The organism is Mesorhizobium sp. P2_C4 (assembly GCF_056404575.1).
In genome coordinates this window covers 937,277-951,478 of the sequence record NZ_JBFUDT010000002.1, presented here as the reverse complement: position 1 = coordinate 951,478, position 14,202 = coordinate 937,277, and the positions used below count along the sequence as shown (strand labels likewise).

Below are 14,202 nucleotides of genomic sequence, written 5' to 3'. Positions count from 1 at the left end.
CGCTAGGCTGCCTTTTCCTTGGCCTTGCGCGGCAGATGCGCAACGATGTTCTCGATGATGCGCATGCCGGCATTGTGGCCGAGCGTCATGATCGATTCGGGATGGAACTGCACGGCGGCGATCGGCTCCTTGCGATGCTCGAAGGCCATGATGATACCGTCCTCGGTCTCGGCGGTGACTATGAAATCGTCGGGCAGGCGCACCGGATCGGCGAAGATCGAGTGGTATCGGCCAACGGTCACTTCCTTGGGCAGGCCGGAAAAGATGATGCCGGGCTTCGACACGCGAATGCGCGACGGCTTGCCGTGCATCGGCACGTGCAGTTGCCTGAGTTCGCCGCCATAGGCCTCGGCCAACGCCTGCAGGCCAAGACAGACGCCGAAGATCGGCAGGTCGCGGGCGCGCGCCTTCTTGATGGTGGCGGCACAGTCGAAGTCCTTCGGCGTGCCTGGGCCGGGCGACAGCACGACAAGATCGGGCTTCAGCCGGTCGAAGACCTCCTCCGGCACCGGCGTGCGCACGGTCGAGACATTGGCGCCGGTCTGGCGGAAATAATTGGCGAGCGTGTGGACGAAGGAGTCCTCGTGGTCGACCAGCAGGATGTTGACGCCGTCGCCGACGCGCGCGGTGGTGCGTTCGGTGCCGGCGGCATTGCCTGACTTGGCGTCGCGGATGGCGGAGAGCATGGCGGATGCCTTCAATTCGGTTTCGGCTTCTTCTTCCTCGGGAATGCTGTCGAAGAGCAGCGTGGCGCCTGCGCGCACTTCGGCGATGCCGTCCTTGATGCGGATGGTGCGCAAGGTCAGGCCGGTGTTCATGTCACCGTTGAAGTTGACCATGCCGATCGCCCCGCCATACCAGGCGCGCGGGCTCTTCTCATTCTGTTCGATGAAGCGCATGGCCCATAATTTCGGCGCGCCGGTGACGGTGACCGCCCAGGCATGCGACAGGAAAGCATCGAAGGCGTCCATGCCTTCGCGCAACCGTCCCTCGATGTGGTCGACGGTGTGGATCAGGCGCGAATACATCTCGATTTGGCGCCGGCCGATGACGCGCACCGAGCCGGGTTCGCAGACCCTGGATTTGTCGTTGCGATCGACATCCGAACACATGGTCAGCTCGGATTCGTCCTTCTTCGAGTTGAGCAGCTTCAGGATCTGCTCACTGTCGGAAATGGCGTCGTCGCCGCGCTTGATGGTGCCTGATATCGGGCAGGTCTCGACGCGGCGGCCGTTGACGCGCACGAACATTTCCGGTGAGGCGCCGATCAGGTACTCGCCTTCGCCGAGATTGATGAAGAAGGAATAGGGCGAGGGGTTGATGGTCTTCAGCTTGCGCGAGATTTCGGAGGGCTGCGTCTCGCAGCGCTCGTAGAACATCTGGCCGGGCACCACCTCGAACAGGTCGCCGCGCTTGAAACTGTCCATCGCCTTGCGCACCAGGTTGGCATATTCGCCCGGCTCGTGGTCGCCGCGTGGCGGGATGCGGTCGGCGGTCTGGAACGGCTCGACGATTTCGTCGCGCGGCAGGTTTTCGGTCGAGAAACCATCGCCGGAATAGTCGTAGCGGTCGGTCCAGGCCTTGGTCGAATAGTGGTCGACGACCAGGATCTCGTCAGGCAGGAACAGCACCAGATCGCGCTGGCTCTGCTTGCGCTCCAGCTTGTAGTCGACCGGATCGAACTGGAAGGCGAGATCGTAGCCGAAGGCGCCGTAGAGGCCGAGATTGGCGTCTTCCGCCGTCTTGAACAGAGCGGTGATGGCGCGCAGCACCGCAAACACCGAGGGGACGCGGCTGCGTTCTTCCTCGGTGAAGACACGGCCGGGCTTGGCGACGTCGAGGCGGATCAGTTTTTTCGACGTCTCGGCGATCGTCACCTCGGCAAGGCCGGCAAGTGCGGCGCCGATCACCGGCAACAGCACTTCGCCGCGGCTGTTCAGCGCTTCGATGCGCATGGCGCGGCCGCGCGCCGAGATCACCAGCGGCGGATCGATGATGGCGGTGTCCCAGCGCGTGTAGCGGCCGGGATATTCGTAGTTCGAGGAAAACACCGCGCCGCGGCGCGAATTCAGCCCGTCGACATAGGCGTCGATCGCGCCCTCATAGGGCCGGTCGTGGCGCTCGCGGGTGATGGTGACGCCACCCGCGGTGACGAAGCTTTCCGCCCCGTTCTCCAGAATTTTCATCGTCATTGCCGTCTCCATCAGCGTCTTTGGGGCAACGGACCCGGGAATGGCTTGAAAAAACAAATGGCCGCCCGGACATTCCGTTGCGGCCACCTTCTATTTTCACGCGCACGCGTTCGAACAGGCCGCTGTCAGCGAGCCCACCACCAAATGGTCTTGATCGAGCGCATGTTCATGGCGAAATCCATAGCGGCGATTGAACGGCTGCGCAACAGGTTTGAAAGGCTGTTTGGTGGCTGCCGTTTCCACAGCTCATGGCACATCGCCAGGGCTGGCAGCCCCGCATAGTCTGGACATCCAACAGCAAGAAGACGCGAGAGACACCAATGACCGAGCAAACCGACCGCGCGCGGGCGTTCCACGCCCTTCACGTCAAGGGAAATCCAGTCGTTCTCTACAACGCATGGGATCCGGGCAGTGCCAAGATCGTCGAGAAAGCAGGGGCGAAGGCCATTGCGACCGGAAGCTGGCCGGTCGCGGCCGCATTCGGATACGCCGACGGTGAGAAAATCCCCCTGGAACTGGCGCTCGAAAACATCAAGCGCATCGTTGCGGCGGTCGACCTACCGGTGACCATGGATCTCGAGGGCGGCTACGGCGTCGCTCCCGAGGTCGTCGCTCGCACGGTGACGCTCGCCTTGCAGGCCGGCGCCATCGGCTTCAATTTCGAAGATCAGATCGTCGGCGGCAGTGGCCTGCACGACATAGCGGTGCAGGTGAAACGCATCGAGGCGGCGGCCGCGGCTGTGAAAGCCTCCGGCATACCGGCGTTCATCAACGCACGAACCGACCTCTTCCTCAAAGCGAAGCCGGACACGCATGACAAGGCTCTGGTCGACCAGGCGATCGAGCGGGCGCACGCTTATGAGAAGGCCGGGGCACACGGTTTCTTTGCCGCGGGTCTCGGTGACGAGGTCCTGATCGAGAAGCTCTGCAAGTCGATCAAGCTGCCAGTCAACATCATTGCGCTGGCGCATGTGCCGCCACGCCAGCGCCTGGCGGAACTGGGCGTTGCCCGCGTCAGCTACGGCCCGGTGCCTTACCGGCAGATGGCCGAATGGTTGGAGGCCAAAGCGCGTCAGGCTATTTCGGGATAATAGTGCTGTGTGGGTATCCAGTAGTGGAGATAAGGCGGAAGCCTCCCAACTTCGTCATCCACGGGCGGAGCAAGGAGCGAAGCGACGCGGCGCAGACCCGAGGATCCATGCCGCAACCTTAGCCGAAGAGTGCAGCGGAGCAGAATTCTCGACCGCTGCGGCGCTCAGATGTAACGGCATGGATTCTAGGTTCTGCGCCGCGTCGCTTCGCTCCTTGCTCCGCCCTAGAATGACGAAGCTATAGGTGCTTCGACAAACACCAAGCAATGCTTCCTCAGTCTTCCAGCGTGCCTGACCTTGCGTCGGCGCTCTTCTTGTCGCCGACCAATTTCAGCAGGTCTTCGCCGGCGCGGATGATGCGGCGCGACCGCCGGGTCAGGATGATGCCGGACTGCGGCGCGAAGACCTCGGTGCGGCCACTGGCTTCGCCCGGCGTATGGACGATGGTGGCCAGACGCGCGCCCTTGGTGACGCGGTCGCCGGGCTTCACGTCGTAGAGGATGGCGCCGGCTCGGGGCGCCGGCATCATGTCGATGTTTTCAAGCGGCGCGACGACGCCGGCGAATGGGCCGGGCGCGGGCAGGGCCGGGTCGGTGATCACGCCGCGCGCCACCAACAGGCGATAGAGCCCTTCGGCATCGGCGCCGGCCAGGGCGCCATCGACATCGAGCATGCCGCGATATTCGACCGTGGTGGCGACGCGCCGATCGAAGCGCGCCACATCGGCGGGGACGTTCTGGTAGGGCATGATCGAGGCGCCCTCGAAGGTGCCGGCGGCGTCTTCATGCCACAGCATGACCGCATCGACGCCCATGGCTGCTGCACAATCGGCCATCGCCGGCCACAGGCTGGTGTGGACGTAGAGATAGGCCAGGCCCTCGTCGTCGCAATGCAGGTCGAGCACGATGTCGTGGCCGAGGGAAAGCTGCAGCAGTAGCGTCTTCAGCTGCTGGTCCGTTGTGCCATGCGTGGTGTCCGGCAAGAGCGAGGTGTCGGGCGCCGCCAGCAGTGGAAAGCCGCGGTTGAAGTTGGTTCTGGTGCCGAGGTGAAAACGGCCCTGATGTTCGCCGAAATGATACTGGGCGCGGCCGATCGGGTTGGCCCAGGGTACGATGGTGATCGAACCCTTGATACGGTCTTCAGCCTCGGCCTTGGCCAGCATCGGCATCAGCGCATCGATGGCGACAACGCCCGGCAGTTCGCCGGCATGAAGTGCCGCCTGCAGATAGGCTGAAGGGGCAGCATTATCCGCCCCCGCAAAGCGGAACACCGGAAATTCGTAGGAAACGCCTTCGGTGTCGCCGGTGATGCGCTCGATCGATTTCTGCATGGGATGTCTCCGAAAATGAGCCGAAGACATGCATCTTTGTCGTTACGCTGTCGATTGGTCCAGCGCCCGGCGCGATGGGCGCAAGCTACTCGGCCGGGGCCTGAAGGGTTGCAACGGGTGCTGCCCGGTCGAGCGCCTGCGACAGCACGGCGACAGCGACCGCCAGCAGGGCCAGCACCGCACCGACGAGCGGCAAATGGGCGTAGGAAACGCCAGCGGACAAGGCCACGCCGCCGATCCAGGCGCCGCCGGCATTGCCGACATTGAAGGCGCCCTGGTTGAGCGTGGCGGCAAGGTTCGGCCCTTCGGACGCGGCCTCGACGACGCGGATCTGCAAAGGCGGCACGACTACGAAGATCAGCAGGCCCCACAGGAAGACGACGCCGATGGCGACGCTTGCAATGGCGCCAAACTGCATGAAGCCGACAAACAGCACCGCCATCAAGAGCAGCGTGCCGATCACCGTCGGCATCAGTTTCCAGTCGGCGAGCTTGCCGCCGATGATGTTGCCGATGGTCATGCCGGCGCCGAACAGCAGGAGCACCCAGGTGACTGCAGAGGTGGACAGGCCGGAGACATCGGTGAGGTAGGGCTTGATGTAGGTGAAGACGGCGAACAGGCTGGCCGATGCCAACGAGGCGATCAGCATGGCGAGCCACACCTGTAGCTTGCCAAGAACGCGCAATTCACTGCGCAGGCCGCCGCCGCTCGGTTCGGCGACGTTGGAAGGCACCAGCCAGGCGATGGCCGCGACCGAGATCAGGCCGATGCCGACGACGGCAAAGAAGGTGGAGCGCCAGCCGAAAGCTTCACCAAGTGCGGTTCCGGCGGGAACGCCGAGAATGTTGGAGAGCGTCAGCCCCGCGAACATCATCGCCATGGCGCTGGCGCGCTTGTTGCGCGGCACCAGGCTTGCTGCCACGACCGAGCCGATGCCGAAGAAGGCGCCATGGCCGAACGCGGTGAAGACGCGCGCCGCCATCAGGAGCCAGTAATTGGGCGCTATGGCGCAAAGCAGATTGCCGACGACGAACAGCGCCGTCAGCGCGACCAGCACCGGCTTGCGCGGCAGATGTGCAGTCGCAATCGCAACGATCGGGGCGCCGAAGACGACGCCGAGCGCATAGCCGGTGACCAGCAGCCCGGCCGAGGGGATCGAAACGCCGAGATCGGCGGCGACCTCGGGCAGAAGCCCCATGATGACGAATTCGGTGGTGCCAATGCAGAAGGACGCAATGGCAAGCGCTAGGATCGGCAAGGGCATGGAGCGTCCAGAATGAATCGGTTCAAAAATGAGACTGGCCGCAGATATGCGCGGCGCGCAATCGCCATTGTTGCAATGCTGCATTGCAGAAAGCCGAGGGCTGGCGGAAAGCGCGGCGCCAACGGCCAGAAGCTTCGAAAGGCGATCCTATTCGAGCGGCTTCAAGTCCTGGGCGATGGTGGGCAGAAGCTCCGAGACATTGGGGTGGATGTGGGTTGCCCGCGCCAGCGTGTCGATCGGCGCCTTGGCGTACATGAGGTCGAGCACGCAGTGCACCGCCTCGTCACCGCCGGGGCCAAGCACCGAACAGCCGAGGATTTCCCTGGTGTCGGCGTCGGCCAGGATTTTCATGAAACCTTGCGTCTCGCCCTTTTCGACAGCGCGGCCAACGCGGGTCATCGGCCGCTGGCCGACCAAGGCGCGACGACCGGACTTTTTCACCGCGGCCTCGGTCATGCCGCAGCGACCGAGCGGCGGGTCGATATAGAGCGCATAGGCTTCGATGCGGTCACTTACTTTGCGCGGGTCGTTGTCGAGCAGGTTGGCGGCGACGATCTCGTAGTCATTGTAGGAGGTGTGGGTGAAAGCGCCCTTGCCGTTGCAGTCGCCCATCGCCCAGATGCCGGGCGCCGTGGTGCGCAGCTGGTCATCGACGGTGACGAAGCCGCGGCTGTCGACCTCGACACCTGCCTTGTCGAGGCCGAGGTCGTCGGTGTTGGGCGTGCGGCCTAGCGCCAGCAACACATGCGAGCCGACTGCCGGCGGGTTGCCGGCGGAGAAGGTAACCGCAATGTCGCTGCCCTGCTTGGCAAAGCCGATGTCGTCGGCGCCAAGGTGGACCGCAATACCTTCGTTTTCGAGGATCGACAGGATGGCCGCCGAGACATCTTCGTCCTCGCGGCCGGTGAGCCGCGGGCTCTTTTCAATCACGGTCACATCGGAGCCGAAGCGGCGGAACATCTGCGCGAATTCGAGCGCGATGTAGCTGCCGCCGACGACGACGAGATGGCGCGGCAGCACGTCGAGATCCATCATCGATGAATTGGTCAGGTAGGAAATGTCGTTGATGCCGGGCAGCTCGGGCACCGAGGCGCGGCCGCCGGTGTTGAGGAAGATTTTTTCGGCGGTCAGAAGGTCGTTGCCGACACGCACGGTGTTGGCGGATTCGAAACGCGCATGGCCGCGATAGAGCGTGCATTTGTCCATGCCGGCAATCCAGGTCTCCAGGCCAATGCGGGCATCGTTGGAGACCTTGTCCTTGCGCGCCTTGATCGCCTTGAAATTGACGCCGACCGGACCGCCGAGCGTCACGCCATAATCGGCGGCGCGGCGGGCGAGATGCGCGGCATAGGCGCTGGCCACCATGGTCTTGGTCGGCATGCAGCCGGTGTTGACGCAGGTGCCGCCGACCAGCTTGCGCTCGATCAACGCCACACTCATGCCGGCCGCGTTCAACCGGGCGGCGAGCGATGGGCCGGCCTGTCCGGCGCCGATGATGATGGCATCGTATGTCTTGGCGTCTGAGGCTTGGGCCGTCATGCCACCGCAGCCACGATCAGCAGGCCGCCGATGATGGCCACCGCGTCCTCGATGAGGGCAGCGGGCAGGTCCTTGCCGAAGCTTGCTGCAAGCCGGCCGCGCAGTTCGGCGCCGCCCAGCGTGCCGATGACCGCACCGATGGCTCCGGCGATCAGGCCGCCTATGGTGGCGCCGCCGGTCGCTCCGATCACCGCGCCGCAGAAGGCGCCAACGACGATACGGGCGCCGAACTGCTGCGGAACTTTTCTGCTCGGGGTCGAGGGCAACTGGTCGGTGATGAGTTCGATGACCCCCAGGATGGTGGAGATACCGACTGTGATCCAGTGGCCCATGAAACTCGCCCAGGTGCCGGCGACCGGAAGCCAGCCCAGCCAGGCGCCCCAGGCGGTGACGGCAAGCGCAGTTCCGGCGCGCAGGCCGGCGATGACACCGATCAGAAGTGCAAGAAGGTAAAGCATGTTTGATCCCTTCGATGGCCTGCCCGGGACAGGTCCGCGCGGGCAAGCTAGCATAGGTCCGGCATTTGACCAGGGTCGGCACTGGCGCTTCTTGCACCAGGGCGCATTGTACTTTGGTAAAACAGTCAAAGACGAGGAAGAGACGGAGGCGCTGTCATGACCGAAAGCGAACGCACGAAGATGGCGGCGGGCGGGTGGTACACGTGCCTCGATGCGGAGCTGGAAGCGCTGCGCGTCAGCGCGCGTGACGCGGTGTTCGAGCACAATTCAATGCCGCCCCGGCAGCGTGGCAACATCGGACCGGCCTTGAAATCGCTGCTCGGCGGCGCCGGCGAGGACGCCCGGATCGAAGCGCCGTTCCACTGCGCCTACGGCTTCAACATCTTTCTGGGCGAGGCCGCCTTTCTCAATGCCGGCTGCACCATCCTCGACACGGCGACGGTCCGCATCGGCAAGGGAACGCTGCTCGGCCCCAATGTGCAGATATACTGCGCCGAGCATCACAAGGAGGCCGCCGGGCGGCAGGCAGGCCTGGAGATCGCCAGGCCGGTCGCGATCGGCGACCATGCCTGGATCGGCGGCAGCGCCATCATTCTCGGCGGCGTCAGCATTGGTGAGGGCGCCATTGTTGGCGCGGGTGCCGTGGTGACGCGCGACGTGCCGGCGAACACCACGGTGGTCGGCAATCCGGCGCGGCCGCTCAGGCTCAGCTGACAGGATCAGCGCGAAGCGGTGTGCTCGTCCTGATCGATACGCTTCGAGAATTCGCGTCGGTACTGCGCCGGCGAGGTTCTCAGCCGCGCCGAAAAATGCTGGCGCAGCGAGGTGGCGCTGCCGAAGCCCGCCTCGAAGGCGACCGTGTCCATCGACTTTTCCGTGGCCTCCAGCAGCCGCTGCGCCAGCGCGACGCGCTGGTCGGTCAGCCAATCGCCGAAACTGGTGCCGATCGTTTTTTGAAAGCGGCGTGTGAACGTCCGCCGGGTGAGGCCGGCCGCATCGGCCACGTTGTCCAGGCTGTGCGTTTCACCGAGCGTTCTGCGCACGGCATCGAGGGCCTGCGTGAAACGATCTGTGTTCTCGGCCCTGGCGATGGGGCGCTCGATGAACTGCGCCTGTCCACCCTGTCGATGCGGCGACAGGACGATCTGCCGGGCGAGGCGCAACGCCGCTTCCACTCCGTAGCGGGCGCGCACGAGGTGGAGACAGCAGTCGAGCCCGGCGGCGACACCGGCGGACGTCATGACATCGCCGTCGTCGATGTAGAGCACGTCAGCGTCGACGACGATGTCGGGATAAAGCACCTGCAATTGTTCGGTATAGGCCCAATGCGTGGCTGCCCGCCGCCCGGAAAGCAGGCCGGTCGCTGCAATGGCGAAAGTGCCGAGGCACAGCCCGACAAGCAACGCGCCATTCTGGTGCGCCCGCCGCAGCGCCTCTGTCAGAAATGCGGGCGGCGGATCGTCCAGATTCCGCCAGCTTGGGACGATCACAATGTCCGCGTCGTCGAGGCTGCCCAGTCCATGCGGTGCCGTGACGGTCAACCCGGCCTCGGTCCTGACCGGCCCCGCTTCGAGTGCGCAGATGCGGAAGTCGAAGCGCGGCAGGCCGAGCGCGGTGCGATCCTCGCCGAATACCAGGCAAGGGACGGAGAGGTGGAATGGGCTGATGCCATCGAAAGCGATGGCGGCAACAATCGGATCGGCCATGGGCGCACCAATGAGGGTCGGGCTGAATTGTCCCAATTCTTTCGAACAATGTCAATTGGGACACTTACGACCGCTCGAGGACGCGTCTATTTTCGACCCATCGCATTCAAGCCGGAAAGGAAAACACCATGTCTGACCCAGTCAAAACCGCACCGCGCCGTGCTCTCATCGTCGTCGACGTCCAGAACGACTATGATTGCGGCAATCTCGCGATCAAGCATCCGCCGTTCCGCGACAGCGTCGTCAACGTGGCCCGGGCCATGGACGCGGCCGCCGCGGCTGGCGTCAAGGTGGTGGTCATCAAGCAGCTGGCGCCCGAGACCTCGCCGGTTTTCGCCAAGGGCAGCCATGGCGCCGAACTGCACCCCGAAATCGCGAAGCGAAGCCGCGATCACTATGTCGAAAAGACCTTGCCGAGCGCCTTCACCGGCACGGATCTCGAAGACTGGCTGCGCGCCAACGCCATCGATACGATCACCGTCATCGGTTACATGACGCATAATTGCGACCTGTCGACCATCATCCACGCCGTGCACATGGGCTTTGCGGTCGAGTTCCTGTCCGACGCCACTGGCTCGCTGCCCTATGCCAACAGCGCCGGCTATGCCTCGGCCGAAGAGATCCACCGCGTGGTGACCATCATCCTGCAATCGCGCTTCGCGGCGGTTCTCAAGACCGCCGAATGGATCGATTGCCTGAAGACCGGCGCGTTGCCCGAGCGCGACACGCCCTATGCGTCCAACCAGCGCGCGCTGGCGCGAAACGCTGCGTAGGCAATTGCCGCGAATGAAAAAGGGGCGCCGCAGGCTGCGGCGCCCCTTGGCGTTTCCTGGTCACGGACATTTTCGGCGGGGTCGTGGCCTCTTTGGTACTCTTGTCCGCTGGGCTCATCCGCCTTCGGGATGGTGGGCGGCCAACGCAAGAATTCGGAGCGTGCTCGATTTCAGAATCTGGAGAGATCTGGAGAACGGAGTGAAGTCTTTCACAGACGAGGGCCTCTCTCTGCGGAACGGTCATATTTGATCAGGGAGTGTGATCGGTGGACTTTCCCGGGAGAAACAAGTGAAAGCGCGAGTTGCAAGAACTGCAGTCGTTCTGGCCTTGGCCGGTACCGCGGCGCTCTTGCCGTGGCCCGCTTTCGCCCAGGTCCCTCCGCACGCGCCGGGAACGATCTGCTTCACTCAATCCTTCTGGTGCTGGGCGCAGCCGCCCGGCCCGCCTGGATATCCGTGCGGGTGCCCGTCGCAATACGGCTATGTGCCGGGTTATCTAGGGTAGTCGTCAGGCGGGGGGATTTCACGATGACGATGACACCGGTCGACCCTCTCGTTTCGGGACTCATCGCGGACGCCAAGCTGGTCGCCAACTACGGCCGGTATGGCGTCTTCAAGGACAGTTCCCTGTTTGCGGCTATCGGCAATGCCGAAAAACTCCAGGATGCGACGGCCAGCCAGCCTGAGGTCGTCAATCTTCAGACAGTGTTCAACGATTGTTCCGGCACCGTGCCATTTGCCACCCTGGCGGCCCTGCGATCGGGATGGTCGCCCGGGGACATGTCGCGCAAGACCGCGCTGGCGACATACTTTCTGGTGGCTCTTTCCGTGCTCTTCATGGTTGTGACCGGGAGGTTGACGTACATTTACAACAAGGGAATCGCGATAAACTCCGAACTCATAGAAATCGACAACAATGATTTCAGCGCACGGTTCGGACAGGCGATACGGCAGGTTTGGGCGACGAAGAAACAGCTGAGCTCGGCATCGTCCGAGCAGGCTTCGACCACTGACCTGACGCTTCTAAAGGACGCCTATTACAATTCGGAAGATAGCCTTCACGCTCTCGACCAGCGCTTTTCCTCCCTGGTGAGAAGGGCGCAAGGGTTCATGACTGAGGACGCGCAATTCCCGATCTGGGGAATGCAATGGATGTACTGCAAGCTTTATTCGACATCCACGGCCGAAAGCGGAGCGGCGGGCCAGGCACAGTTCTCCAAGCAGGGTGCCATAAACCAGTTCTGTGACCAGGCGCTGGGGGTGAGTAAATCCACGCCTCCAGACAAGGTCAAGGAGCTCCCCCCTCAGCCGGATACCTATTGCGCGCAGATAAACACCGACAAGAAAAACCCGAACATTCCTGAAGGTGCGTCTTCGGAAAAAGTGACGGACGTGAATGCCGATTTCGACGAGGCAACGCGCAGCCTGCAGTGCGACGGCGTGATCACGATCGCGCCGAACTCGATCTACACGCTGACCGCGCAGATAAAGACACTGGGTGAGGTTCTCAGCCCATATGCCTTGTGGATACTCCCGGCCTTTTACGGCGCGCTCGGAGCCATCATGTTTCACATGCGGATGATCCTCAATCCGCTGCTGCCCAATCCGCCGCTGTCGCGGTTGATCCACAGGATCGCGCTGGGGGCGCTGGCCGGCATGGTGCTTGCCTGGTTCGTGACGCCGGGCAGCAGGCTTGGAGACGAGGTTTCGAGAATTGGCTTCAGCCTGTTCACCTTCGCCTTCCTGTTCGGCTTCAGCCTCGACATCTTCTTCACCATCCTCGACCAGTTCGTCAGCATGTCGGTCGCCGGGATCAAGAAGTTCGGGTCCTCGACAGTGGCGTGAGGGAAAACGCGGCAAGCAAAAGGGCGCCGCAGCGATGCGGCGCCCTTCGCCATTTCAGTTGACCTATGCTCTCAGAACAACCCTTCGATCTGGCCGATCTCGTTCAAGAAGATCTTTTCCGAGGATGGCGCCTTGGGCAGGCCGGGCATCGTCATGACCTCGCCGCAGATGATGACGACGAAGCCGGCACCGGCCGACAGCCTGACCTCGCGCACCGGCACGGTGTGGCCGGTCGGCGCGCCGCGCAGGTTCGGGTCGGTCGAGAAGGAATACTGCGTCTTGGCCATGCACACCGGCAGGTGGCCGTAGCCGGCCTGCTCCCAAGCGTGCAACTGATCGCGCACCGACTTGTCGGCGATCGCTTCGGAGCCGCGATAGATACGCTGGACGATGGTGTTGATCTTCTCGAACAGCGGCATCGCGTCGGGATAGAGCGGCGCGAACTGCGAGGCGCCGGATTCGGCCAGCGCCACCACCTTGTTGGCGAGTTCCTCGATGCCGGCCGATCCCTTGGCCCAATGCTTGCAAAGGATCGCTTCTTCGCCCATCGAGGCGACGTAGTCCTTCATCGTCTGGATTTCAGCGTCAGTGTCGGAATAGAAGTGGTTGATGGCAACCACCGCCGGCACGCCGAACTGGCGGATGTTCTCGATGTGACGGCCAAGATTGGCGCAGCCCTTCTTCACCGCCTCGATGTTTTCCTTGCCGAGGTCTTCCTTCTTGACGCCGCCATTCATCTTCATGGCGCGCACGGTGGCGACGATGACCGCCGCTGCCGGCTTGAGGCCAGCCTTGCGGCACTTGATGTCGAAGAACTTTTCAGCACCGAGATCGGCGCCGAAGCCGGCTTCGGTGACGACATAGTCGGCAAGCTTCAGTGCTGTCGTGGTGGCGACGACCGAGTTGCAGCCATGCGCGATATTGGCGAACGGGCCGCCATGGACGAAGGCCGGGTTGTTCTCCAACGTCTGCACCAGATTGGGCTGCATGGCGTCTTTCAGCAAAACGGCCATGGCGCCGTCGGCCTTGAGGTCGCGGGCATAGACGGCCGACTTGTCGCGGCGATAGGCGACGATGATGTCGCCGAGGCGCTTTTCCAGGTCCTTGAGGTCGGTGGCCAGGCACAGGATGGCCATGACTTCCGAGGCGACGGTGATGTCGAAGCCGCCTTCGCGCGGAAAGCCGTTGGCGACGCCGCCGAGCGAACAGATCATCTCGCGCAGCGCCCGGTCATTCATGTCCATGACGCGACGCCAGACGACGCGGCGGGTGTCGATGCCGAGCTCGTTGCCCCAGTAGATGTGGTTGTCGATCAGCGCCGAAAGCAGATTATGCGCGGTGGTGATGGCGTGGAAATCGCCGGTGAAGTGGAGGTTCATGTCCTCCATCGGCACGACCTGCGCATAGCCGCCGCCAGCAGCACCGCCCTTGACGCCGAAATTCGGCCCGAGCGAGGCCTCGCGGATGCAGACGATCGCCTTCTTGCCGATGCGGTTGAGACCGTCGCCGAGGCCGACCGTCGTCGTCGTCTTGCCTTCGCCGGCCGGCGTCGGGTTGATGGCGGTGACGAGGATCAGCTTACCGTCCTTCTTGCCCTTCACCGACTTGATGAACTCGGCTGATATTTTCGCCTTGTCGTGGCCGTAAGGCAGGAGGTGTTCGGTCGGGATGCCGATCTTGGCACCGATCTCCTGAATCTGCTTTTTCTTGGCGCCGCGCGCGATCTCGATGTCGGACTTCACTTCGGCCATGACGGCTTTCCTCTGGATTGGACGATGGAGGGGACGGGTTTGGTGACTATGGTCGTCGCAAGCAATTCGAAACGGCCGTTAGGCGCGCGGGCATGTTCTAACCCTGTCGCTGCCGTGGCGTCAACTTGCATGCAACTATGTTTCCTATGAAGAAAAATGCTTCAGCTACCGGCAGAACCTGCCATGGGTCTTTTTTCGCGCCGGTTGCCGCGCCGTATAGAAGCCAGAGCGGGCGCTGTTCCGCCGTCTCAAA

11 protein-coding genes are annotated in these 14,202 nt (G+C 63.3%); 4 read left to right on the top strand and 7 right to left on the bottom strand.

Translation table 11 applies throughout. The features are described from left to right. Positions 1-2: 2 nt before the first annotated feature. Positions 3-2,192 carry an anthranilate synthase gene (locus AC1DX6_RS10940; protein ID WP_477313048.1) on the bottom strand — a complete coding sequence of 730 codons (2,190 nt, stop codon included), beginning with the start codon at positions 2,190-2,192 and terminating at the stop codon, positions 3-5. 320 nt (positions 2,193-2,512) lie between these two features. Between AC1DX6_RS10940 and AC1DX6_RS10935 the strand changes: the two genes are divergently transcribed. Then, on the top strand, positions 2,513-3,283 hold the full coding sequence (locus AC1DX6_RS10935) for an isocitrate lyase/PEP mutase family protein (RefSeq protein ID WP_477313046.1): 771 nt from the start codon (positions 2,513-2,515) through the stop codon (positions 3,281-3,283). 274 nt (positions 3,284-3,557) lie between these two features. Here AC1DX6_RS10935 and AC1DX6_RS10930 read toward each other — a convergent pair whose 3' ends face one another. From AC1DX6_RS10930 to AC1DX6_RS10915, 4 genes are all read right to left on the bottom strand, one after another. Next, complete coding sequence (locus tag AC1DX6_RS10930) at positions 3,558-4,613, bottom strand: M14 family metallopeptidase (RefSeq protein WP_477313044.1); 1,056 nt, start codon at positions 4,611-4,613, stop codon at positions 3,558-3,560. Between the two features lie 85 nt (positions 4,614-4,698). Continuing rightward, positions 4,699-5,877, bottom strand: a complete 1,179-nt coding sequence (locus AC1DX6_RS10925) for an MFS transporter (protein ID WP_477313042.1) — start codon at positions 5,875-5,877, stop codon at positions 4,699-4,701. A 147-nt stretch (positions 5,878-6,024) separates the two neighbouring features. Further along, entirely contained in the window at positions 6,025-7,416 is a 1,392-nt protein-coding gene (locus AC1DX6_RS10920) for an FAD-containing oxidoreductase (protein WP_477313040.1), read from the bottom strand. Then, positions 7,413-7,874, bottom strand: coding sequence for a DUF4126 domain-containing protein (locus AC1DX6_RS10915; protein WP_477313038.1), 462 nt, complete (start codon positions 7,872-7,874; stop codon positions 7,413-7,415). The genes AC1DX6_RS10920 and AC1DX6_RS10915 overlap by 4 nt, the downstream gene beginning before the upstream one ends. 156 nt (positions 7,875-8,030) lie before the next feature. On the opposite strand from AC1DX6_RS10915, the gene AC1DX6_RS10910 reads away from it, so the two are divergent. Continuing rightward, a complete protein-coding gene (locus tag AC1DX6_RS10910; RefSeq protein ID WP_477313036.1) occupies positions 8,031-8,588 on the top strand; it encodes a sugar O-acetyltransferase in 558 nt (185 codons plus the stop codon). A 5-nt stretch (positions 8,589-8,593) separates the two neighbouring features. Here AC1DX6_RS10910 and AC1DX6_RS10905 read toward each other — a convergent pair whose 3' ends face one another. Beyond that, positions 8,594-9,580 carry a helix-turn-helix domain-containing protein gene (locus AC1DX6_RS10905; RefSeq protein ID WP_477313034.1) on the bottom strand — a complete coding sequence of 329 codons (987 nt, stop codon included), beginning with the start codon at positions 9,578-9,580 and terminating at the stop codon, positions 8,594-8,596. Positions 9,581-9,708: 128 nt separating this feature from the next. On the opposite strand from AC1DX6_RS10905, the gene AC1DX6_RS10900 reads away from it, so the two are divergent. Continuing rightward, on the top strand, positions 9,709-10,353 hold the full coding sequence (locus tag AC1DX6_RS10900; protein ID WP_477313032.1) for a cysteine hydrolase family protein: 645 nt from the start codon (positions 9,709-9,711) through the stop codon (positions 10,351-10,353). A gap of 528 nt (positions 10,354-10,881) precedes the next feature. Continuing rightward, positions 10,882-12,198, top strand: a complete 1,317-nt coding sequence (locus tag AC1DX6_RS10895; RefSeq protein ID WP_477313030.1) for a hypothetical protein — start codon at positions 10,882-10,884, stop codon at positions 12,196-12,198. Positions 12,199-12,269: 71 nt separating this feature from the next. On the opposite strand, the gene AC1DX6_RS10890 is transcribed toward AC1DX6_RS10895, so the two are convergent. After that, complete coding sequence (locus AC1DX6_RS10890) at positions 12,270-13,949, bottom strand: formate--tetrahydrofolate ligase (protein ID WP_477313028.1); 1,680 nt, start codon at positions 13,947-13,949, stop codon at positions 12,270-12,272. Between the last annotated feature and the right edge of the window lie 253 nt (positions 13,950-14,202).